At 72.3% G+C, this 22,097-nt stretch carries 20 protein-coding genes; 14 read left to right on the top strand and 6 right to left on the bottom strand.

What is annotated here, in order from left to right:
* Positions 1-20 precede the first annotated feature (20 nt).
* From hutU to hutI, 4 genes are read left to right on the top strand one after another with little or no spacing between them, the layout of a single operon-like run.
* Positions 21-1,775, top strand: a complete 1,755-nt coding sequence (hutU, locus tag UW392_RS48050) for a urocanate hydratase (RefSeq protein WP_320781688.1) — start codon at positions 21-23, stop codon at positions 1,773-1,775.
* Positions 1,772-2,989, top strand: coding sequence for an allantoate amidohydrolase (locus UW392_RS48045; RefSeq protein WP_320781687.1), 1,218 nt, complete (start codon positions 1,772-1,774; stop codon positions 2,987-2,989). The genes hutU and UW392_RS48045 overlap by 4 nt, the downstream gene beginning before the upstream one ends.
* Complete coding sequence (locus UW392_RS48040) at positions 2,986-4,347, top strand: formimidoylglutamate deiminase (protein ID WP_320781686.1); 1,362 nt, start codon at positions 2,986-2,988, stop codon at positions 4,345-4,347. Before UW392_RS48045 ends, UW392_RS48040 begins: the two co-directional genes overlap by 4 nt.
* A gap of 35 nt (positions 4,348-4,382) precedes the next feature.
* Positions 4,383-5,582: an imidazolonepropionase gene (hutI, locus tag UW392_RS48035; RefSeq protein ID WP_320781685.1), complete on the top strand. Its 1,200-nt coding sequence runs from the start codon at positions 4,383-4,385 to the stop codon at positions 5,580-5,582.
* 84 nt (positions 5,583-5,666) lie between these two features.
* Here hutI and UW392_RS48030 read toward each other — a convergent pair whose 3' ends face one another.
* The gene (locus tag UW392_RS48030) at positions 5,667-6,593 is read right to left on the bottom strand and encodes an RNA polymerase sigma factor SigF (RefSeq protein ID WP_320781684.1); all 927 of its coding nucleotides are present in this window, start codon (positions 6,591-6,593) and stop codon (positions 5,667-5,669) included.
* 237 nt (positions 6,594-6,830) lie between these two features.
* Here UW392_RS48030 and UW392_RS48025 point away from each other — a divergent pair, with 237 nt between their 5' ends.
* The gene (locus UW392_RS48025; protein ID WP_320781683.1) at positions 6,831-7,205 is read left to right on the top strand and encodes an STAS domain-containing protein; all 375 of its coding nucleotides are present in this window, start codon (positions 6,831-6,833) and stop codon (positions 7,203-7,205) included.
* Positions 7,206-7,406: 201 nt separating this feature from the next.
* On the top strand, positions 7,407-7,928 hold the full coding sequence (locus tag UW392_RS48020; RefSeq protein ID WP_320781682.1) for an ATP-binding protein: 522 nt from the start codon (positions 7,407-7,409) through the stop codon (positions 7,926-7,928).
* A 297-nt stretch (positions 7,929-8,225) separates the two neighbouring features.
* Here the strand turns inward: UW392_RS48020 and UW392_RS48015 are convergent, their stop codons facing one another.
* Positions 8,226-9,722 (bottom strand): oligopeptide:H+ symporter, encoded by a 1,497-nt coding sequence (locus tag UW392_RS48015; RefSeq protein ID WP_320781681.1) that lies wholly within the window; start codon positions 9,720-9,722, stop codon positions 8,226-8,228.
* A 535-nt stretch (positions 9,723-10,257) separates the two neighbouring features.
* On the opposite strand from UW392_RS48015, the gene UW392_RS48010 reads away from it, so the two are divergent.
* The gene (locus UW392_RS48010; protein ID WP_320781680.1) at positions 10,258-10,935 is read left to right on the top strand and encodes a response regulator transcription factor; all 678 of its coding nucleotides are present in this window, start codon (positions 10,258-10,260) and stop codon (positions 10,933-10,935) included.
* Positions 10,936-10,948: 13 nt separating this feature from the next.
* Complete coding sequence (locus UW392_RS48005; protein ID WP_320781679.1) at positions 10,949-12,223, top strand: ATP-binding protein; 1,275 nt, start codon at positions 10,949-10,951, stop codon at positions 12,221-12,223.
* Positions 12,224-12,302: 79 nt separating this feature from the next.
* On the opposite strand, the gene UW392_RS48000 is transcribed toward UW392_RS48005, so the two are convergent.
* Positions 12,303-12,923 (bottom strand): GtrA family protein, encoded by a 621-nt coding sequence (locus tag UW392_RS48000; protein WP_320781709.1) that lies wholly within the window; start codon positions 12,921-12,923, stop codon positions 12,303-12,305.
* 161 nt (positions 12,924-13,084) lie between these two features.
* Between UW392_RS48000 and UW392_RS47995 the strand changes: the two genes are divergently transcribed.
* From UW392_RS47995 to UW392_RS47985, 3 genes are read left to right on the top strand one after another with little or no spacing between them, the layout of a single operon-like run.
* A complete protein-coding gene (locus UW392_RS47995; RefSeq protein WP_320781678.1) occupies positions 13,085-14,224 on the top strand; it encodes a 5-(carboxyamino)imidazole ribonucleotide synthase in 1,140 nt (379 codons plus the stop codon).
* Positions 14,221-14,766: a 5-(carboxyamino)imidazole ribonucleotide mutase gene (gene purE, locus UW392_RS47990; RefSeq protein WP_320781677.1), complete on the top strand. Its 546-nt coding sequence runs from the start codon at positions 14,221-14,223 to the stop codon at positions 14,764-14,766. The genes UW392_RS47995 and purE overlap by 4 nt, the downstream gene beginning before the upstream one ends.
* Before the next feature lie 6 nt (positions 14,767-14,772).
* Positions 14,773-15,969 (top strand): dipeptidase, encoded by a 1,197-nt coding sequence (locus tag UW392_RS47985; RefSeq protein WP_320781676.1) that lies wholly within the window; start codon positions 14,773-14,775, stop codon positions 15,967-15,969.
* Here UW392_RS47985 and UW392_RS47980 read toward each other — a convergent pair.
* The gene (locus UW392_RS47980) at positions 15,918-17,069 is read right to left on the bottom strand and encodes an alkene reductase (RefSeq protein ID WP_320781675.1); all 1,152 of its coding nucleotides are present in this window, start codon (positions 17,067-17,069) and stop codon (positions 15,918-15,920) included. The two genes, UW392_RS47985 and UW392_RS47980, sit on opposite strands and share 52 nt — an antisense overlap.
* Positions 17,070-17,143: 74 nt before the next feature.
* Here UW392_RS47980 and UW392_RS47975 point away from each other — a divergent pair, with 74 nt between their 5' ends.
* Positions 17,144-17,518, top strand: coding sequence for a MerR family transcriptional regulator (locus UW392_RS47975; RefSeq protein WP_320781674.1), 375 nt, complete (start codon positions 17,144-17,146; stop codon positions 17,516-17,518).
* A gap of 76 nt (positions 17,519-17,594) precedes the next feature.
* Positions 17,595-18,725 carry a dipeptidase gene (locus UW392_RS47970; protein ID WP_320781673.1) on the top strand — a complete coding sequence of 377 codons (1,131 nt, stop codon included), beginning with the start codon at positions 17,595-17,597 and terminating at the stop codon, positions 18,723-18,725.
* Between the two features lie 44 nt (positions 18,726-18,769).
* Here the strand turns inward: UW392_RS47970 and UW392_RS47965 are convergent, their stop codons facing one another.
* Positions 18,770-19,171 (bottom strand): VOC family protein, encoded by a 402-nt coding sequence (locus UW392_RS47965; protein WP_320781672.1) that lies wholly within the window; start codon positions 19,169-19,171, stop codon positions 18,770-18,772.
* 210 nt (positions 19,172-19,381) lie between these two features.
* Positions 19,382-20,725 (bottom strand): UDP-glucose/GDP-mannose dehydrogenase family protein, encoded by a 1,344-nt coding sequence (locus tag UW392_RS47960; RefSeq protein ID WP_320781671.1) that lies wholly within the window; start codon positions 20,723-20,725, stop codon positions 19,382-19,384.
* A 187-nt stretch (positions 20,726-20,912) separates the two neighbouring features.
* Here UW392_RS47960 and UW392_RS47955 point away from each other — a divergent pair, with 187 nt between their 5' ends.
* A complete protein-coding gene (locus UW392_RS47955) occupies positions 20,913-22,070 on the top strand; it encodes an acyl-CoA dehydrogenase (protein ID WP_320781670.1) in 1,158 nt (385 codons plus the stop codon).
* Positions 22,071-22,097 lie beyond the last annotated feature (27 nt).

Raw genomic sequence — 22,097 nt, 5'->3', positions numbered from 1 at the left:
GGTAACCCCGGGAGGCAGCCATGTCAGGACCCCGTACCGTCCGTGCGCCGCGCGGGACACGGCCGAGCGCACTGGGATGGCAGCAGGAGGCCGCCCTGCGCATGCTCCAGAACAACCTCGACCCCGAGGTCGCCGAGCACCCCGACCGGCTCGTCGTCTACGGCGGCACCGGCAAGGCGGCCCGCGACTGGCGCTCCTTCGACGCCATGGTCCGCACCCTGACGACGCTCAAGCGGGACGAGACCATGCTGGTCCAGTCCGGACGGCCCGTCGGCGTCATGCAGACCCACGAGTGGGCGCCGCGCGTCCTCATCGCCAACTCCAACCTCGTCGGCGACTGGGCCACCTGGGAGGAGTTCCGCCGCCTGGAGGCGCTCGGGCTGACCATGTACGGGCAGATGACCGCCGGTTCCTGGATCTACATCGGCACCCAGGGCATCCTCCAGGGCACCTACGAGACCTTCGCCGCCGTCGCCGCCAAGAAGTTCGGCGGAACGCTGGCCGGCACGATCACCCTCACCGCCGGCCTCGGCGGCATGGGCGGCGCCCAGCCGCTCGCCGTCACCATGAACGACGGCGTCGTCCTCTGCGTCGACTGCGACCCGCGCGCCATCGACCGCCGTATCGAGCACCGCTACCTCGACGTCCGGGCCGACGGCCTGGACCACGCCCTGAAGCTGGCCACCGAGGCCCGCGACGCCCGCCGTCCGCTCTCCGTCGGACTCCTCGGCAACGCCGCCGAGGTCGTCCCCCGGCTCCTGGCCATGGGCGCGCCGGTCGACATCGTCACCGACCAGACCTCCGCCCACGACCCGCTGGCCTACCTCCCGGCGGGGACGGCCTTCGAGTCCATGGCCGACGCCGCCGCGGCCGACCCGGCCGGGTTCACCACCCGCGCCCGCGAGTCCATGGCCCGGCACGTCGAGGCCATGGTCGGCTTCCAGGATGCCGGCGCCGAGGTCTTCGACTACGGCAACTCGATCCGCGGCGAGGCGCGACTGGCCGGCTACGACCGGGCCTTCGACTTCCCCGGCTTCGTCCCCGCCTACATCCGCCCCCTCTTCTGCGAGGGCAAGGGCCCCTTCCGCTGGGCGGCCCTCTCCGGCGACCCCGCCGACATCGCGCGGACCGACCGGGCGATCCTCGACCTGTTCCCCGAGAACGAGTCCCTCGCCCGGTGGATCAGGCTGGCGGGGGAGCGGGTCCGCTTCCAGGGCCTGCCCGCCCGCATCTGCTGGCTCGGCTACGGCGAACGCGACAAGGCCGGTGAACGGTTCAACGACATGGTCGCGAGCGGCGAACTGGCCGCGCCGGTCGTCATCGGCCGCGACCACCTCGACTGCGGTTCCGTCGCCTCCCCCTACCGCGAGACCGAGGCGATGCTCGACGGCTCCGACGCGATCGCCGACTGGCCGCTGCTCAACGCCATGGTCAACGTCGCCTCCGGCGCCTCCTGGGTCTCCGTCCACCACGGCGGCGGCGTCGGCATGGGCCGCTCCCTGCACGCCGGACAGGTCACCGTCGCCGACGGCACCGCCCTCGCCGGGGAGAAGATCCGCCGCGTGCTCACCAACGACCCCGGCATGGGCGTCATCCGCCACGTCGACGCCGGATACGACGCCGCCGAGGCGGTCGCCGCCGAGCGGCACGTACGCGTACCCATGCGAGAACCCGGCCAGGACGGTCCCGTGCGGGAAGCCGGCCAGGACAGTCCCGCGCGGGAAGCCGGCCAGGACGGTCCCGCGCGGGAAGCCGGGCAGGGCGGCGACGCGTGAGTTTCCACAGCATGTGGGCGGAGCTGCTGCCCATCGGCCGCGCCGCGGACTCCGGCGGCTACCGCCGCTTCGCCTGGACCGGCGCCGACACCGACTGCCGGGCCTGGTTCCGGCAGCAGGCCGAGACCCGCGGGCTCGCCCTGGAGACCGACCGCAACGGCAACCAGTGGGCCTGGCTCGGCGACCCCGCCGCCGGGAACGCCGTCGTCACCGGCTCCCACCTCGACTCCGTACCCGACGGCGGCGCCTTCGACGGCCCCCTCGGCATCGTGTCCGCCTTCGCCGCCCTGGACGAACTCCGCGCCCGCGACGCCCGGTTCACCCGCCCCCTCTCCATCGTCAACTTCGGCGACGAGGAGGGCGCCCGGTTCGGACTCGCCTGCGTCGGCTCCCGGCTCACCGCCGGACAGCTCACCGCCGAGCAGGCCCACCGCCTGGCCGACGCCGACGGCGTCACCCTTCCGCGCGCCATGGAGGCCGCCGGGTACGACCCCGACGCCCTCGGCCCCGACCCCGGGCGCCTCGACCGCATCGGCGCCTTCGTCGAACTCCACGTCGAGCAGGGCCGCGCCCTCGACCTCACCGGCGACCGCGTCGGCATCGCCTCCGCGATCCGCCCGCACGGACGCTGGCGGTTCGACTTCCGCGGCGAGGCCAACCACGCCGGCACCACCCGCCTCGCCGACCGGCGTGACCCGATGCTCCCCTACGCCGAGACCGTCCTCGCCGCCCGCCGCGAGGCCGCCCTCGCCGACGCCGTCGCGACCTTCGGCAGGGTGCGCGTCGAACCGGGCGGCGTCAACGCCGTCCCCTCCCTGGTCAGCGGCTGGCTGGACGCCCGCGCCGCCGGCCAGGGGAGCCTGGACGCCGTGGTCGCCGGCGTCGAGGAGGCCGCCCGCGACCACGCCCGCGCCCACGGCGTCGACCTGACCGTCGTCCGCGAGTCCTTCACCCCCGTCGTCGAGTTCGACCACGCCCTGCGCGACGAACTCGCCCGCATCCTCGGCCGCGCCACCGAACTGACCGTGCCCGTCCTGGGTACCGGTGCCGGACACGACGCCGGAATCCTCTCCGGACGCCTCCCGACCGCCATGCTGTTCGTGCGCAACCCGACCGGCGTCTCGCACTCCCCGGCGGAGTCCGCGGCGGAGGACGACTGCGTCGCCGGCGTCGCGGCCCTCGCCGACGTACTGGAAGGACTGGCCTGCACGTGAGCGACACCTCCCGGCCCGCCCGGCCGACGCGGACCTACTGGCTCGAACACGCCTGGCTCGGCACCCACGTCGAGCCGGGCGTCGCCGTCGACGTGGCCGACGGCCGCGTCACCGCCGTCCGCGACGACACCCCGGCCCCGCCGCCCGGCGCCGAGATCCTCCGCGGCCTCACCCTCCCCGGCCTCGCCAACGCCCACAGCCACGCCTTCCACCGCGCCCTGCGCTCCACCGTCCAGGTCGGCTCCGGCACCTTCTGGACCTGGCGCGAGGTGATGTACTCCGTCGCCGACCGGCTCACCCCCGACACCTACTACGGGCTCGCGCGGGCCGTGTACGCCGAGATGGCCCTCGCCGGCGTCACCACCGTCGGCGAGTTCCACTACGTCCACCACGCGCCCGGCGGCACCCCCTACGCCGACCCCAACACCATGGGGGAAGCGCTCGTCGAGGCCGCCGCCGACGCGGGGATCCGCATCACCCTGCTCGACACCTGCTACCTCTCCGCGGGCTTCGGCCGCCCGCCCACCGCCCAGCAGCTCCGCTTCTCCGACGGGACCGCGGACGCCTGGGCCGAACGCTGTTCAGTTCTCAAGGAACGGGACCACGCGAGGATCGGGGCCGCCGTCCACTCCGTACGGGCGGTGCCCGCCGAGCAGTTGGCGACCGTGGCGCGGTGGGCGCGGGAGCGCCGGGCGCCGCTCCACGTCCACCTGTCCGAGCAGACCGCCGAGAACGACGCCTGCCACGAGGCGCACGGCCGCACCCCGGCCCGCCTCCTCGCCGACCACGGCGTCCTCGGACCGCGCACCACCGCCGTCCACAGCACCCACCTCACCGACGAGGACATCGCCCTCATCGGCTCCACGTCCACCGGCACCTGCATGTGCCCGACGACCGAACGGGACCTCGCCGACGGCATCGGACCCGCCGCCGCCCTGCAGAAGGCCGGCTCACCGCTCAGCCTCGGCTCCGACAGCCACGCCGTGATCGACCTGCTCGAAGAGGCACGCGCCCTGGAGCTGAACGAGCGGCTGCGCACCCGCACCCGCGGCCACTGGACGGTCAGCGCCCTGCTGCGCGCCGCCACCGCCGACGGCCACGCGGCGCTCGGCTGGGAGGACACGGGCGTCATCGAGGCCGGCGCCCGCGCCGACCTGACGACCATCGCCCTGGACTCGGTCAGGACGGCGGGGCCGCTGCCCAGGCTCGGCGCCGAGACGGCCGTATTCGCGGCGACCGCGGCGGACGTACGGCACACGGTCGTCGACGGGCGGCACGTCGTGCGCGACGGGGCCCACACCCTCGTACCCGACGTGCCCGAAGCACTGGCGCGGGCCGCCGGAGCCCTGCGCGCCTGACGACACCGCCACCGACAGACCGCGACGAGGCCGCCATGAGCAGCACCACCGCCCCCACCACCGCGACCAGCACCGTCATCACGAACATCGCCACGCTGATCACCAACGACCCCTCCCTCCGCGACACGTCACCGCTCGGCCCGGTCCGGGACGCGGCCGTCGTCATCGAGGGCGACCGCATCGTGTGGACCGGTGAATCAAGCAAAGCACCCGCCACTGACAACCGGGTCGACGCCGGCGGCCGGGCCGTCCTGCCCGGCTTCGTCGACTCCCACTCCCACCTGCTCTTCGCGGGCGACCGCACCGAGGAGTTCAACGCCCGCATGTCCGGCCGCCCCTACGGCGCGGGCGGCATCCGCACCACCGTCGCCGCCACCCGCGCCGCGACCGACGCGGAGCTGGAGGCGGGTCTCACCCGCTATCTGGCCGAGGCCCTCCGCCAGGGCACCACGACCTTCGAGACCAAGTCGGGGTACGGCCTCACCGTCGCCGACGAGGAGCGGGCCCTGCGGATCGCCGCCCGCCACACCGACGAGGTCACCTTCCTCGGCGCCCACATCGTCGCCCCGGAGCACGCCGACGACCCGGCCGCCTACGTCGCCCTCGTCACCGGCGAGATGCTCGACGCCTGCGCCCCGCACGCCCGCTGGATCGACGTCTTCTGCGAACGGGGCGCCTTCGACGGCGACCAGGCCCGCGCGGTCCTCACGGCGGGCAGGGAGAAGGGCCTGCGCCCCCGCGTCCACGCCAACCAGCTCTCGTACGGCCCCGGCGTCCGGCTCGCCGTGGAACTCGACGCCGCCAGCGCCGACCACTGCACCCACCTCACCGACGCCGACGTGGACGCCCTCGCCGGCGGCCGTACGGTCGCCACGCTGCTGCCCGGCGCGGAGTTCTCCACGCGCGCCGAGTGGCCGGACGCGCGCCGCCTGCTCGACGCGGGCGCCACCGTCGCGCTCTCCACCGACTGCAACCCCGGCTCGTCCTTCACCTCCTCCGTCCCCTTCTGCGTCGCGCTCGCGGTGCGCGACATGGGGATGACCCCGGACGAGGCGGTCTGGTCGGCCACGGCGGGCGGCGCGGCGGCCCTGCGCCGCGACGACGTCGGCCGGATCGCGCCCGGCGCCCGTGCGGACCTGGTGCTCCTCGACGCGCCGAGCCATGTGCACCTGGCCTACCGGCCGGGGGTGCCGCTGGTCGCGGGGGTGTGGCGACGGGGCGAACGCGTGGTCTGAACGGAACGGGCCCCGTACACACCACAGGGGATGTGTACGGGGCCCGTTCCGTACGGTCGGTCCTCGACGGTCGGTCCTCGACCGTCAGTCCTCGACCGTCAGTCCCTTGCGCAGCCGCACCAGCGTCCGCGACAGCAGCCGGGAGACGTGCATCTGGGAGATGCCCAGTTCCTCGCCTATCTCCGACTGGGTCATGCCCGCGACGAACCGCAGCGAGAGGATCCTGCGGTCGCGCGAGGGCAGCTCGGCTATGAGCGGCTTCAGCGACTCGACGTACTCGATGCCCTCAAGACCGTGGTCCTCGTAGCCGATGCGGTCCGCGAGCGCGCCCTCGGCGTCGTCCTCCTCGGGCTGGGCGTCCAGCGAGGCGGCGGTGTAGGCGTTGGAGGCCGCCATGCCCTCGACGACCTCGTCGTTGGTCAGTCCGAGGCGCTCGGCCAGTTCGGAGACCGTGGGCGAGCGGTCGAGCTGCTGGGCCAGTTCGTCACCGGCCTTGGCGAGGTCGAGACGGAGTTCCTGGAGGCGGCGCGGGACCCGCACGGACCAGGAGGTGTCACGGAAGAATCGTTTGATCTCGCCGATGATCGTCGGCATGGCGAACGTGGGGAACTCGACGCCCCGGGAGAGTTCGAAGCGGTCGATCGCCTTGATCAGGCCGATCGTGCCGACCTGGATGATGTCCTCCATCGGCTCGCTGCGGGAGCGGAAGCGGGAGGCGGCGAACTTGACCAGGGCGAGGTTGAGCTCGACGAGCGTGTTGCGTACGTACGCGTGCTCGTGTGTGCCTTCCTCCAGTGATTCCAGGCGCTCGAAGAGGGTCTTGGACAGCGCCCGCGCGTCCGCCGGGGCGACCTCTTCGAAGGCGGGGATGTCCGGAAGCCCGGCGAGGGCGTCGTCGTGCTCGACGCCCGTCTCGAAGTGCTCGATGGGATCCAGATGTTCCGGAGGGGGTGTCGACGTCGCTTTCTGGGTACGCGATCCGTCGAGCCGGGGTGACATGATGTCCTCCATCGTTCTCGGCATACGGCTGCCGAAGCCAGTACGTGCACTGCGGTGTGCGGCGCCTCCAAAGCCGGCCGTGTCGGTTGTGTTCTTACTAGCCCTACCGGCTTCACCAAGGCCTTCGCAAGTGCTTTATGTGCGGGTATGTCCGTTTCTGTGCGGAAGTTCGGGTGTCGAAGAGCGCGAGGAAGGCGTAGTGTTCGGGGGCGTCAGCAAGCAGCCACGACGTCGGAGGAAAGAGACGGCATGGACCGCGGGACGGTCGGCAGCGCACAGTCGGGCCGGCTTCTGGTCGAGGTGCGGGAAGAGGGCCCCAGTGCCGTCGTGACCCCGGCGGGTGAGCTCGATCACCACACCGCCGATCTGTTGCGTGAGCCACTGGACGACTGCCTGGACAAGGGATTCGGTCGGCTGGTCGTCGACTGCTCGCGCCTGGAGTTCTGTGACTCCACGGGACTCAACGTCCTGCTCGGCGCGCGGCTGAAGGCGGAGGCCGCGGGGGGTGGCGTACATCTGGTCGGCATGCAGCCCGTGGTCGCACGGGTATTCGAAATCACCGGGGCGGACGCGGTGTTCACCGTCCACGACACCCTTGAGCAGGCGTTGGCGGACGAGACCTGACCCCCGCGCGGAGCCGGCGACGGGACGGCGCGCGACCCCTGTGACCGGTGATTTCGCCCCTTCCTGTGTTTCCTGCCGAATACAGGGGTGTTCTGTCGGCCCGGTCGGGCAGGAGACATCCTGTGTACGACCCGACTCCGTCCGATCTGACTGTGTACGACGTTGAATGATGAATTGGTGAATCGGTGAGGTGAAGCGCTGATGAGCACCACCCGGCCCTACTCGCCGGGCGACCGCGGTCCGGAGCACAGCGGCGCTTCCGGGGCGTCCGAGGGAGGCGTGCCCGTGACCGGGGCATCCGCTGCCGCCGCAGGCCGACAGGCCCGCAGGCTGAGCTTCGACGGGGAGAGCGGGGTCGTACCGCTCGCCCGCGACTTCACCCGCCAGGCGCTGTACGCGTGGGGCTGGCTGCCGGCCGATTCGGCCGACCGGCGCGCCGCCGCCGAGGACGTCCTGCTGGTCGTCTCCGAGCTGGTCACCAACGCGTGCCTGCACGCCGAGGGACCCGACGAACTCTGGATCAGCTGCGACCGCAAGGTGGTCCGCCTGGAGGTCTCCGACCGGGGCACGGGCCAGCCGGAGCCCCGCACACCGCACCGTGCCGGACGCCCCGGCGGCCACGGCATGTTCATCGTGCAGCGGCTCTGCCTGGACTGGGGGGTAGTACGGTCCCCCGGCGTCGCGGGCAAGACCGTCTGGGCGGAACTGGCCGCCCCCGCGTAGCCGACGACTCCGCCGCCGTCCCTTCTCTCACCCGGCCTTCCCGGCCTGCCGGTCTCCTCGCGCCCTCCGGCGTTCCCGAGCGTCGGCCCCTCCGGTACGACCCGAGGGGCGGCGCGTGACACCCCGTGCACGCACGCCCCTGACGGGACCCTCGCACCCTCCTGACGCTTCCACGCGCCACCGGGACCCCGAGCAGCGCCCCCGGGCCCCGAGCAACGCCGGAGGGCCACCGCGTCCCCCAGGACGCGATGACCCTCCGTACCGTATGGTCCGCGGACTACGACCGCGGGGCCCGGCTCAGCGGATGTCGCCCATGAGCGCCTTGACGCGCTTGCGGTACATCCACACCGCGAGACCCGCGACCACCGCGAGGGTGGCCTCCGCGGCCACGATGCCGGTCTTGTTCAGGTCGACGCCGGCGATGGACAGCAGACCCGTGGTCGCGTCACCGGCGGTGACGGCCAGGAACCAGACGCCCATCATCTGCGAGGCGTACTTCGCCGGCGCCATCTTCGTCGTCACCGACAGGCCGACCGGGGAGAGCAGCAGCTCACCGCAGGTCTGGACGAAGTAGATCGCGACCAGCCACAGCGCCGCGGCCTTGTGCCCGCCGTCCGCGATCGCCAGCGGGGCGAGGAAGAGGAAGAAGGACGCGCCGACCAGGATCAGGCCGAAGGCGAACTTCACGATCGTGCTCGGCTCCTTGCCGCGCCGGGCCAGCGCCAGCCAGGCCGTAGCGAAGACCGGGGCCAGCGCCATGATGATGACCGGGTTGACCGACTGGTACCAGGAGACCGGGAACGACCAGCCCAGGACGCTGTTCTCGGCCGAGGAGTCGGCGAAGATCGACAGGGTCGAACCGCCCTGGTCGTAGATCATCCAGAAGACGGCCGCGGCGATGAAGAACCAGATGTACGCGGACATCTTCGACTGCTCGGAGCGGTCCAGCTCCTTGTCGCGCTTGATCCGGGTCAGCACCAGGATCGGGATGATCACGCCGAGCAGGGTCAGCGGGACCAGTATCCAGTTCAGCGTGTAGTGGCCGGAGAAGCCGACGATCGCGTAGAAGACGACCGCGACGGCGGCCCAGAACGCGGCCTTGCGCAGCGTCGAGGTCTTCTCGGCGGTGGACAGCGGCTTCGGGACGACGCTGGAGTGCGGGGCCAGGTGGCGGCTGCCGATCAGGAACTGCGCGACACCGACCGCCATGCCGACCGCGGCCAGCGCGAAGCCCAGGTGCCAGTTGACGTTCTCACCGATGGTGCCGATGACCAGCGGCGCGACGAAGGCGCCGAGGTTGATGCCCATGTAGAAGACGGTGAAGCCGCCGTCGCGGCGCGGGTCGTCCGGGCCGTCGTAGAGCTGGCCGACCATCGTGGAGATGTTGGCCTTCAGCAGACCGGAGCCGATCGCGACCAGGCCGAGACCGGCGAAGAACGTGCCGGAGGAGGGCAGGGCCAGCGTGAGGTGGCCCAGCATGATGATGCCGCCCGCGACGGCGACGGTCTTGCGGGGGCCCCAGACACGGTCACCGAACCAGCCGCCCGGCATCGTGAGCAGGTACACCAGCGAGAGGTACACCGAGTAGATCGCGGTGGCGGTGCCGGCGTTCATGCCGAGACCGCCGGGGGCCACCAGGTACAGCGGGAGCAGTGCCCTCATGCCGTAGTAGGAGAAACGCTCCCACATCTCGGTCATGAAGAGGGTGGCCAGTCCCCTCGGGTGGCCGAAGAAGGTCTTCTCGTCTCCGGGGGTGCCCGGGGTGACCGAGTCCTTCGTCAGGCTGGACGCCATGGTCGATCCTTGCTGGTCGGGACGCGCTCACTGAGGCGATGCGCGCCCGGTGGGGGGCAGGCCGGCACCGGCGGTACGAAGCCGTCCACCCCACGCCTACGGGGAGTCCGCCCCGGATCACGGGACGGCGGACGGTGACCACCGGGATCCACGCCTCGCGCGCGGCTCTGCGCTGTGAGGCCCGGCCACAGGTCATTCCTTTCGAGACCGGCCGTCGGCCGGCCCGCACACAAAAAGGCCCCCCGGCGTCAAGAGCTTGCGAGAGATGCCGAGAGGTCCCTGTGGTGCTTCAGGCGTTAACCCACCATAAGGCAGAGTACTGGCCGGTATGGAAGGACTTGAGATGCGTCTCACAGGGAGTGACGGAACCGGAATACTACATTCCAAGGTCTGACGAAGGATGCCGCTCCTCCTGCCGCGCCTCGTGCCGCGCCTCGTGCCGCCCCCGCCCGGCCGCCCCGCCGGGTGAGCCGGGTAAGAACGCCCCGCACCGATCTCACCTCGGGCGTTGCTCCGGGCGGACTACCATCGGCTCATGACCCGTGTACTGCTCGCCGAGGACGACGCGTCCATCTCGGAGCCGCTGGCCCGCGCACTGCGCCGGGAAGGGTACGAGGTCGAGGTGCGTGAGGACGGACCCACGGCGCTCGACGCCGGGATGCAGGGCGGGGTGGACCTCGTCGTGCTGGACCTGGGCCTGCCCGGCATGGACGGCCTGGAGGTCGCCCGCCGGCTGCGTTCCGAGGGCCACGCCGTGCCGATCCTCATCCTGACCGCGCGCGCCGACGAGGTGGACACCGTCGTCGGCCTCGACGCGGGCGCCGACGACTACGTCACCAAACCCTTCCGCCTCGCCGAGCTGCTCGCCCGGGTCCGGGCCCTGCTGCGGCGCGGCGCCGCCGAACCCCAGCAGCCGCCCGCCACCCACGGCGTGCGCATCGACGTCGAGTCGCACCGCGCCTGGATGGGCGAGGAGGAGCTCCAGCTCACCGCCAAGGAGTTCGACCTGCTGCGGGTCCTGGTGCGCGACGCCGGCCGGGTCGTCACCCGCGACCAGCTGATGCGCGAGGTCTGGGACACCACCTGGTGGTCCTCGACCAAGACCCTCGACATGCACATCTCCTGGCTGCGCAAGAAGCTGGGCGACGACGCGGCCAACCCCCGCTACATCGCCACCGTGCGCGGCGTGGGCTTCCGCTTCGAGAAGAACTGATACGTAACGGACCATGCGCCGTCGACTGATCCAGTCCACGCTCGCCGTGGTGCTCGTCGTGATCGCCGTCTTCGGCGTCTCCCTCGTCATCGTCGAGGCCCAGACGATCAGCTCGACCGCCCAGGAGCGGGTCGATCTGGAGGCGGCCCGGCTGGCCAGCATCGTGGACAGCCGGCTCCTCGGCACCGGCAGCGTCGACGCCTCGGTCCTGCGCCAGCAGGTCGAGGGCGACCGCTACGCCGTGATCCGCATCCCGGGCGAGCCCCCCATCGAGGTGGGCGGCGAGCCCACCGGCGAGGTCATCCGCGGCGAGGCGACCGGCGAGGAGGGCGAGACGGTCGTCGTCCAGGAGCCCCGCTCCTCGGTGACCCGGGAGGTCGGCCGGACCCTGCTGATCATCGGGCTGGTCGCACTGCTCGCGGTGATCGCCGCGGTGCTGCTCGCCGTCCGCCAGGCCAACCGGCTCGCCTCGCCGCTCACCGACCTCGCCGAGACCGCCGAGCGCCTCGGCTCCGGCGACCCCCGCCCCCGCCACAAGCGGTACGGCGTTCCGGAGCTGGACCGGGTCGCCGACGTGCTGGACTCCTCCGCCGAGCGCATCGCCCGGATGCTCACCGCCGAACGGCGCCTCGCCGCCGACGCCTCCCACCAGCTGCGCACCCCGCTGACCGCGCTGTCGATGCGGCTGGAGGAGATCACCCTCACCGACGAGCCGGAGACGGTGAAGGAGGAGGCGACGATCGCGCTGGCGCAGGTGGAGCGGCTGACCGACGTCGTGGAGCGGCTGCTGACCAACGCCCGCGACCCGCGCAGCGGCTCCGCCGTCACCTTCGAGCTGGACGACGTCATCCAGCAGCAGATCGCCGAGTGGCGGCCGGCCTACCGCAGCGCGGGCCGGGCCATCGTCTCCTCCGGCAAGCGGCACCTGACCGCCGTCGGCACCCCGGGCGCCGTCGCCCAGGTGCTGGCCGCGCTGATCGAGAACTCCCTGATGCACGGCGGCGGCACCGTCGCGCTGCGCATCCGCGTCACCGGCAACCAGGTGGTGGTGGAGGTGACCGACGAGGGGCAGGGTGTTCCGGCCGATCTCGGCGCGCGGATCTTCGAGCGGGCGATCAGCGGCCGCAACTCCACCGGCATCGGGCTGGCCGTCGCCCGTGACCTGGCCGAGGCGGACGGCGGGCGCCTGGAACTGCTCCAGTCCAAGCCACCGGTGTTCGGCCTGTTCCTGTCGCGCACCCAGCCGCCGAAGACGGACTCAACCGAGGCGGACCGGACGGTCAGGTAAGAATCCGGGAATCGGGAATCCGGAATCCGGTAATCCGGGAATCGGGAATCCGGGAACCCGGATCCGGGTGGGGACGCCGCTACGGGCGGCGGCCCGCGCCGATCCGGCTCCCGCCCGCCGGACGCCGGTCCGTGACGGCCGAGACGGCCGTGGCACCCGCGGCGCGCGCCGTGTCGCCCGCCTCCGCCTGCGGCCCGTCGAGGAACGCCTCCGCGCGGGCGACGGCGTCCCGCGCGGGCAGCGCGCGGAAGACCCAGGTGCGGTAGGACCAGAAGCGGAACAGCGTCGCGACACCGATGCCGACGAACTTGAAGACGTTGCTCTGCAGCGGGCTGTCCCAGCCGAAGCCGTACGTCGCCATGTAGAGCACGCCGTTCTCGATCACCAGGCCGACCGCGCTGAACAGCAGGAACAGCGTCATCTCCTTGGTGCGGCCGCCCTTGTCGCGGTCCCGGTAGGTGAAGTACCGGAAGCCGACGTAGTTGAAGACGATCGAGACGACCGTGGCGATGATGCTGGCCCGCACCACCTGGAGGTCGGTGGTGTGCCGCACGAGGTTGAAGACGAGCAGGTTGACCAGGACACCGGCGCCGCCCACCGCGCCGAACTTCACGACCTCACGGACGAGCCGGTCGAACCGCTCCCGCACCGTGCCGCGGGGAGCCGGGGGCGCGACAGGCGCCGAGGAACCACGTCCCATGGTCGTGCAGGCCCCCAGTCGTCGGTTGGCGAGTCGCCGGTCGGCGTCAACGAAAGCCATGCTAACCACCCGCACGCGGGATCTTCCTGCGGACGAGCGCGGGAACGCCTGTGAATCGGCCGGGAACAGGGGTGTCTCCGGCGTGCCGATACGCTAGGGGCGTGACGTTCCCGGTAGTCGGCATGGTCGGCGGGGGCCAGCTCGCGCGTATGACGCACGAAGCGGGCATCCCGTTGGGCATCAGGTTCAAGCTTCTCAGTGACACTCCTCAGGACTCCGCGGCCCAGGTGGTGAACGAAGTCGTCGTCGGCGACTATCGCGACCTGGACACGCTCCGTGAGTTCGCCCGTGGCTGTGACGTGATCACCTTCGATCACGAGCACGTGCCCACCGAGCACCTCAGGGCCCTGGAGGCGGACGGCATCCCCGTGCGCCCCGGCCCCGACGCGCTGGTGCACGCCCAGGACAAGGGCGTGATGCGGGCGAAGCTCGTGGAGATCGGTGTGCCGTGTCCACGCCACCGCATCGTGGCCGATCCGGCCGACGTGGCGGCCTTCGCTGCGGAGGGCGACGGGTTTCCGGTCGTCCTGAAGACCGTGCGCGGCGGCTACGACGGCAAGGGCGTGTGGGTGGTCGACTCCGTCGAGGAGGCCGCCGAGCCGTTCCGCGCCGGCGTGGCGGTGCTCGCCGAGGAGAAGGTCGACTTCGTCCGCGAGCTGGCCGCCAACGTCGTACGGTCCCCGCACGGCCAGGCCGTCGCCTACCCGGTCGTCGAGTCCCGGCAGGTGAACGGCGTCTGCGACACGGTGATCGCGCCCGCGCCCGACCTGGCGGAGGACCTCGCGCTGAAGGCCGGGGAGATGGCCCTGTCCATCGCCAAGGAACTCGGCGTCGTCGGCCACCTCGCCGTCGAGCTGTTCCAGACCCGCGACGGCCGCGTCCTCGTCAACGAGCTGGCGATGCGCCCGCACAACTCCGGCCACTGGTCGATGGACGGCGCGATCACCTCGCAGTTCGCCAACCACGTCCGCGCCGTCCTCGACCTCCCGCTCGGCGACCCGCGCCCGCGCGCCGAGTGGACCGTCATGGTCAACGTCCTCGGCGGCGACTTCCCGGACATGTACTCCGCGTACCTGCACTGCATGGCCCGCGACCCGCAGCTCAAGATCCACATGTACGGCAAGGACGTGAAGCCCGGCCGCAAGGTGGGCCACGTCAACACCTACGGCGACGACCTGGACGACGTGCTGGAGCGCGCCCGCCACGCAGCCGGCTACCTGAGAGGCACGATCACCGAATGAGCCCCGCCGCCACCCCCGCCACCGGCCCCGTCGTCGGCATCGTCATGGGGTCGGACTCCGACTGGCCCGTCATGGAGGCCGCGGCCAAGGCCCTCGACGAGTTCGAGATCCCCTACGAGGTCGACGTCGTCTCCGCGCACCGCATGCCGCGCGAGATGATCGCCTACGGCGAGGAGGCGGCCGGACGCGGGCTGAAGGCGGTCATCGCCGGGGCCGGCGGCGCCGCGCACCTGCCCGGCATGCTCGCCTCCGTCACCCCGCTGCCCGTCATCGGCGTCCCCGTCCCGCTGAAGTACCTCGACGGCATGGACTCGCTGCTGTCGATCGTGCAGATGCCCGCCGGCGTGCCCGTCGCGACCGTCTCGGTGGGCGGCGCCCGCAACGCCGGGCTGCTCGCCGCCCGCATCCTCGCCGCCCACGACGAGGAGCTGCTCGCCCGGATGCGCGACTTCCAGCAGGAGCTGAACGACCAGGCCACCGAGAAGGGCAAGCGGCTGCGGACCAAGGTCGAGGGGTCGGCGTCCTTCGGTTTCGGGAAGTAGTCGCACATGACCTCATCGGCCACACAGGCATCACTGGACCAGGCCCGGGAGCTGCTGCGCGAGTTCCCCGTCGTCGACGGCCACAACGACCTGCCCTGGGCGCTGCGCGAGCAGGTCCGCTACGACCTCGACGCCCGCGACATCGCCGGCGACCAGACCGCCCACCTGCACACCGACATCCCCCGGCTCCGGGCCGGCGGGGTCGGCGCGCAGTACTGGTCGGTGTACGTCCGGTCCGACCTGCCCGGCGCCGTCACCGCCACGATGGAGCAGATCGACTGCGTACGGCAGATCGTCGCCCGGCACCCGGGGGACCTGCGCGCCGCGCTGACCGCCGCCGACATGGAGGCGGCGCGGGCGGAGGGCCGGATCGCCTCCCTGATGGGCGCCGAGGGCGGGCACTCCATCGACAACTCGCTCGCCACGCTCCGCGCGCTGTACGCGCTCGGCGTGCGGTACATGACCCTCACCCACAACGACAACGTGGCGTGGGCGGACTCGGCGACCGACGAGCCGGGCGTCGGCGGGCTCTCCGCGTTCGGCCGCGAGGTCGTGCGCGAGATGAACCGCGAGGGGATGCTCGTCGACCTCTCGCACGTCGCGGCGACCACCATGCGGGACGCGCTGGACACCTCCACCGCCCCGGTGATCTTCTCCCACTCCTCCTCCCGGGCCGTCTGCGACCACCCGCGCAACATCCCGGACGACGTCCTGGAGCGCCTGCCCGGCAACGGCGGCGTGGCCATGGTGACGTTCGTGCCGAAGTTCGTGCTCCAGGCGGCCGTGGACTGGACGGCCGAGGCCGACGAGAACATGCGGGCGCACGGCTTCCACCCCCTGGACAGCGGCCCCGAGGCGATGAAGACGCACGCCGCCTTCGAGGAGCGCCGACCCCGTCCGGTCGCCACGGCCGCGACCGTCGCCGACCACCTCGACCACATGCGGGAGGTCGCCGGCGTCGACCACCTCGGCATCGGCGGCGACTACGACGGCACACCCTTCGTCCCCGAAGGGCTCGACGACGTCTCCGGCTACCCGAACCTCGTCGCCGAGCTGCTCGGCCGCGGCTGGTCCAAGGCCGACCTGTCCAAGGTGACCTGGAAGAACGCGGTCCGGGTGCTCAGCGACGCCGAGGACGTGGCACGCGGCCTTCAGGCCACCCGCGGGCCGTCCAACGCCACGCTCGACGCGCTGGACGGCTGAGCGGCGCCGCCGGTCGCAGCGTCGAGGGCGGGGTAGTCGGTGTAGCCGGCCGCCCCGCCCACGTACATGAAGTACCGGTCGCGGACCGGGTTGAGCGGCGCGCCGAGCCGCAGCCGGGCCACCAGGTCCGGGTTGGCGAGGAACGGCCGGCCGAGGGCGATCAGGTCGGCGCCGGCCGCCAGCAGCCGCGCGGAGGCCCGGTGCACGTCCTCCGTGGTGACCTCCTGCAGGACGGGGTTGGCGACGAGCGTCCCCGGCCAGCCGGTCCGGATCGAGGTGAACACCGGGGCGTCCGGGTCGGCGTACCCCACGTGCAGGTAGGCGAGGCCCAGCCCGCCGAGCCGCGCCACGAGCGCCGGGTAGATCTCCTCGGTCGCGCCCTCCGCGATGCCGTTGACGGTGTTGCCGGGGGAGATCCGCAGCCCCGTCCGCTCCGGCCCGATCTCGGCGGCCACGGCCTCGGTCACCTCGGCGGTGAACCGGATCCGCGCGGCGGCACCGCCGCCGTAGCCGTCGGTGCGGCGGTTGGTGTTCGCCGCCAGGAACTGGTGCAGCAGGTGGCCGTTGGCGGAGTGCACCTCCACCCCCTCGAACCCGGCGTCCAGCGCGTTCCGCGCGGCTCGCGCGAAGTCGGCGACGGTCGCGCGGATGCCCTCGGCGGTCAGCTCCTCGGGCACGACGGCCGGGCGGTGCCCTTCCGGGGTGAAGATCGTCTCGGGGAGCGGTACGGGGGAGGGCGCGACCGGCGTCAGCCCGCTGGTCGCGGGGTGGCCGACCCGGCCGCCGTGCTGGAGCTGGAGGAACATCCCGCCGCCCCCGGCCGCGCGCACCGCGTCGGTGACCCGCCGCCAGCCGGCCACGTGCCGCGCGGTGTGGATCGCGGTGATGTCCGGGTACGTCTGCCCGACCGCGTTGGGCGTGGCCGCCTCCGCGATGATCAGCCCGGCGGAGGCGCGCTGGGCGTAGTACGTCGCCATCAGCTCGGTCGGGGTGCCGTCGGCCTCCGCGCGGTTGCGGGTCAGCGGCGCCATCAGCAGCCGGTTGGGAAGGGAGAGGGGGCCGAGGGAGGCGGGCTCGAAGAGTTCCGGTGTCTGCGTCATGACCGTACGCTAGAACCTCACACTGATGTCAGAATCAAGTCCCGAACCCGTACGAGGAGCCTGGGGGAGAGCGGATGCGGATCGGTGAACTGGCCCGGCGGACCGGCGTCAGCGAGCGCTCGCTGCGCTACTACGAGAAGCAGGGGATGCTGGCCGCGGAGCGTACGCCCGGCGGGCACCGCGAGTACCCGGAGGCCGCCGTCGACCGGGTCGTCCGCATCCAGGAACTCTTCGCGGCCGGGCTGTGCAGCGACAAGATCCGGCAGCTGCTGCCCTGCATGCGGGACACCGACGGCGGACCGTCGGCCGTCGCCACACCGAAGCTGGTGGGCGACCTCGGCGCCGAGCGCGAACGGATCGACCGGATGATCGCCGACCTCGTCCGATCCCGGGACACGCTCGACGAGGTCATCGAGGCCGCCCGGGGCGCCGGGGCCGGTACCCCCTAACGCGCCGTCCACCAGGAAGCCTTCCGGGTGCCGTGCGACGGTGTCGGTATCGCACGACGACCGTACGGAGCCCGCCATGGCAGACCTCCAGGACGACCTGCACCAGAGCACCGAGGCCGGCGAGCTCGACGACCTGCCCGCGGCCTTCACCGCCGAGGTGCTCCCGCCCGAGCCCTACACCCCCGTCTCCGACCCGGACGACGCGCCGCTGGAGCGGGCCCGTGCCGTGCTCGCCGCGCACCCCGTCGCCGACGGGTACAGCGGTCTGCTGTGGGCGCTCAAGCACCTGCCCTGGTACGACCTGGAGATCGGGGAGTTCTCCGTCGACACCGACATTCCCCGGCTCCGCGAGGGACGCGTCGGCGCGCTCTTCGCCTCCCTGCACCTCCCCGACGCCCTCACCGGGGACCGTGCCGTCGGCGCCACCATGGAACAGCTCGACCTGGTCAAGACGGTCGTCCGCGACCACCCCGAGGGCCTGCGCCTGGCCCTCGACGCCGGCGAGGCCATCGACGCCCGCAACTGCGGCCGCGTCGCCGTGCTGCCCGGCCCGGCCGCCGCCGCCGCGGTCGGCGACTCCCTCGGCATCCTGCGCTCGCTGTACCTCCTCGGCCTGCGCGTGCTCACGCTGACCGGCGTGTCCTGGGCGAGCGAGGCCGGACTGACCCGGTTCGGCGAGGAGGCCGTCCGCGAGATGAACCGGCTCGGCGTCATCGCGGACCTCTCCGGCGCCTCCCCGGAGACCGTCCGGCGGACCTTCGCCGTCTCCAAGGCGCCCGCGCTGTGCACCCGTTCCGCCGCCCGCGCGCTGCGCCCGCACCCCGCCAACCTCCCCGACGACCTGCTCGCCGGGCTCGGCGCGGCCGGGGGCGTGTGCATGGTCCCGCTGACCGCCGAGCAGACCGGGCCGACCGTACGCGACGTCGCCGACCACCTCGACCACGTCCGTGACGTCGCCGGACCGCAGGGCGTCGGCCTGTCCGGCACCTACGACACCGGCACCGCCCATCCGCAGGAGCTGGGCGACGCCTCCTGCTATCCCCGGCTCGTCGCGGAGCTGCTGCGGCGGGGCTGGGACGAGGCCGATGTCGCGTTGCTGACCTGGGGCAACGTGCAGCGGGTGCTACGGGGGGCGGCGTTCACCGCCCGCGCGTTCCAGGCCCGCCGCGAGCCGTCGACGGCGACGATCGCGGACCTGGACGGCTGAGCGCGGCGGATCTGGACGGCTCTGCGCGGCGGGCCGGTGAGGCTCTAGTGGTCGATCCGGCACAGGCAGAACGGGTGCCCGGCAGGGTCGGCGTACACCACGAAGTCCTTCTTCTCCCGGTCCGCCGCGTCGAGCACCCGGGCCCCCAGCGCCAGCACCTTCTCGTGCGAGGCGTCCATCTCCTCCCACGTCGACCCGCCGTCGAAGTCGAGGTGGAACTGCTGGGCGTCGCGGTCGGAGCGCGGCCACTGAGGGGCGGTGAGCTCCGGGGCCCGCTGGAAGGCCAGCCGGGGCCCGTCGGGCAGGCGGAGCACCACCCAGCCGGGGTCGTCCTCCCGCTCGGGCGTGCCGCCGGCGACCGCCGCGTAGAAGCGGGCCAGCCCCGCGGGGTCGGGACAGTCGACGACGACGGACCGCAGACGTGCGACGGGTGTCTCGGGCGCCATGGGTGCGACCTCCAGGTCCTCGTGGTCTCGGCGGACACGCCGGAGCGACGGGTGCCCGGCGCGGGCCCGGTGAATCCGGGCTCCGCCGGGTCCCGTGCGGCACAATGCGGCGGGGTGCCGGTCCGGCCGACTGAGCCCCGGCCGGACCGGCACCCGCACACCTCGGGCGGGCCGGGCGGCGGGCCGCCCCGCACCCGCGTCCGGCGCGGGCTAGGCGGTGGGCCGCCCCATCGCCCGGTACGTCCAGCCGGCCCGGCGCCACGCCTCGGGGTCCAGCGCGTTGCGGCCGTCGAGGATCACCCGCGCGCCCGCGACCTCGCCCAGCGCCTCGGCGTCCAGCTCGCGGAACTCGCGCCACTCCGTCAGGTGCAGCACCACGTCCGCGCCGCGCACCGCGTCCGTCGCCGTGTCGGCGTACCCGAGGGTCGGGAAGAGGCGGCGGGCGTTGTCCATGCCCTTGGGGTCGTAGACCGTCACCTGGGCGCCCTGGAGGTGGATCTGCCCGGCGACGTTCAGCGCGGGCGAGTCCCGGACGTCGTCGGAGTCGGGCTTGAAGGTGGCGCCGAGGACCGCGACCCGCTTGCCGAGGAACGGGCCGCCGCCCAGCGCCTCCCGGGTCAGCTCGACCATCCGGCCGCGCTGGCGCATGTTGATGGAGTCGATCTCGCGCAGGAAGGTCAGCGCCTGGTCCGCGCCCAGCTCACCGGCGCGCGCCATGAACGCCCGGATGTCCTTCGGCAGACAGCCGCCGCCGAACCCGATCCCGGCCCGCAGGAACTTCTTCCCGATCCGGTCGTCGTACCCGATCGCCTCCGCCAGCTTGGCGACGTCGCCGTCGGCGGCCTCGCACACCTCGGCCATCGCGTTGATGAAGGAGATCTTCGTGGCGAGGAAGGAGTTGGCGGAGGTCTTCACCAGTTCGGCGGTCGGGAAGTCGGTCACGACGAACGGCGAGCCTTCAGCGACGGGTGTCGAGTAAACCTCCCGCAGCAGCTTCTCCGCCCGTTCGCTGCGCACGCCGACCACGACCCGGTCCGGGTGCAGGGTGTCCTGGACGGCGAAGCCCTCGCGCAGGAACTCCGGGTTCCAGGCCAGCTCGGCGTCGCCCCCGGCGGGCGCGTGCTCGGCGAGGTAGGCGGCGAGCCGGTCGGCGGAGCCCACCGGCACCGTCGACTTGCCGACGACCAGCGCCGCGGAGCGCAGGTGCGGCGCGAGCGAGGCCAGCGCGGACTCGACGTAGCTCATGTCGCAGGCGTACTCGCCGTGCTTCTGCGGCGTGTTCACGCAGAGGAAGTGCACGTCGCCGAAGGCCGCGACCTCCTCGAAGTCGGTCGTGAAGCGCAGCCGGCCGCTGGACCCCTCGATGCCCGCGACGTGCTTGCGGAGCAGTTCCTCAAGGCCCGGCTCGTACATCGGGACCTCGCCGCGCCGGAGTTTGTCGATCTTCTCCGGGACCACGTCGAGACCCAGCACCTCGAAGCCGAGTTCCGCCATGGCCGCCGCGTGGGTCGCGCCGAGATAGCCGGTGCCGATCACGGTGATCTTGAGGGCCATGGGTGCTCCTGGGATGTACGGCGGGCGTGCGGGAGCGAGCATAACCGGGGACATGGGGAGCGGCCCCGACGGGCAGTTCTCCCGCTGTCGCCAACCTCACCTACCCACACCCGTGACGCGGCTCTAAAATCTTTGTTACTTAACGGTAGCTAGCACCGTCCCGCATCGTTCAGGAGCGTGAGAGACCTTGGCCGGATCGGCTGACTTCGACCTGTACCGCCCGTCCGAGGAGCACGACATGCTCCGTGACGCCGTCCGTTCGCTGGCCGAGGCGAAGATCGCGCCGTACGCCGCCGCGGTGGACGAGGAGGCCCGCTTCCCGCGCGAGGCCCTGGACGCCCTGACCGCGAACGACCTGCACGCCGTGCACGTCCCCGAGTCCTACGGCGGCGCGGGCGCCGACGCCCTCGCCACCGTCATCGTGATCGAGGAGGTGGCCCGCGTCTGCGCGTCCTCCTCCCTGATCCCGGCCGTGAACAAGCTCGGCTCGCTCCCCGTGATCCTCTCCGGCTCCGAGGAGCTGAAGAAGAAGTACATGACGCCGCTGGCCAAGGGCGACGCCATGTTCTCGTACTGCCTCTCCGAGCCGGACGCGGGCTCCGACGCGGCCGGCATGAAGACCAAGGCCGTCCGCGACGGCGACTCCTGGGTCCTCAACGGCGTCAAGCGCTGGATCACCAACGCCGGCGAGTCCGAGTTCTACACGGTGATGGCGGTCACCGACCCCGCCAAGCGCTCCAAGGGCATCTCGGCCTTCGTCGTGGAGAAGTCCGACGAGGGCGTCTCCTTCGGCGCCCCCGAGAAGAAGCTCGGAATCAAGGGCTCCCCGACCCGCGAGGTGTACCTCGACAACGTGCGCGTCCCGGCCGACCGCATGATCGGTGAGGAGGGCACGGGCTTCGCGACCGCCATGAAGACCCTGGACCACACCCGCATCACCATCGCGGCCCAGGCGCTCGGCATCGCCCAGGGCGCGCTGGACTACGCCAAGGGCTACGTCCAGGAGCGCAAGCAGTTCGGCAAGCCGATCGCCGACTTCCAGGGCATCCAGTTCATGCTCGCCGACATGGCGATGAAGATCGAGGCCGCCCGGCAGCTGACCTACGCCGCCGCCGCCAAGTCGGAGCGCGGTGACAGCGATCTCACCTTCCAGGGCGCCGCCGCCAAGTGCTTCGCCTCGGACGTCGCCATGGAGGTCACCACGGACGCCGTCCAGCTCCTCGGCGGCTACGGCTACACCCGGGACTACCCGGTGGAACGGATGATGCGCGACGCGAAGATCACCCAGATCTACGAGGGCACCAACCAGGTCCAGCGCATCGTCATGGCCCGCAACCTCCCGTAACGGCCCGCGGCCGTCTCACGGGGGCCG

The sequence above is a fragment of the Streptomyces sp. CRN 30 genome, assembly GCF_034105845.1.
The sequence above is the reverse complement of the archived record's forward strand: the minus strand, read 5'-3'. Positions and strand labels throughout refer to the sequence as shown.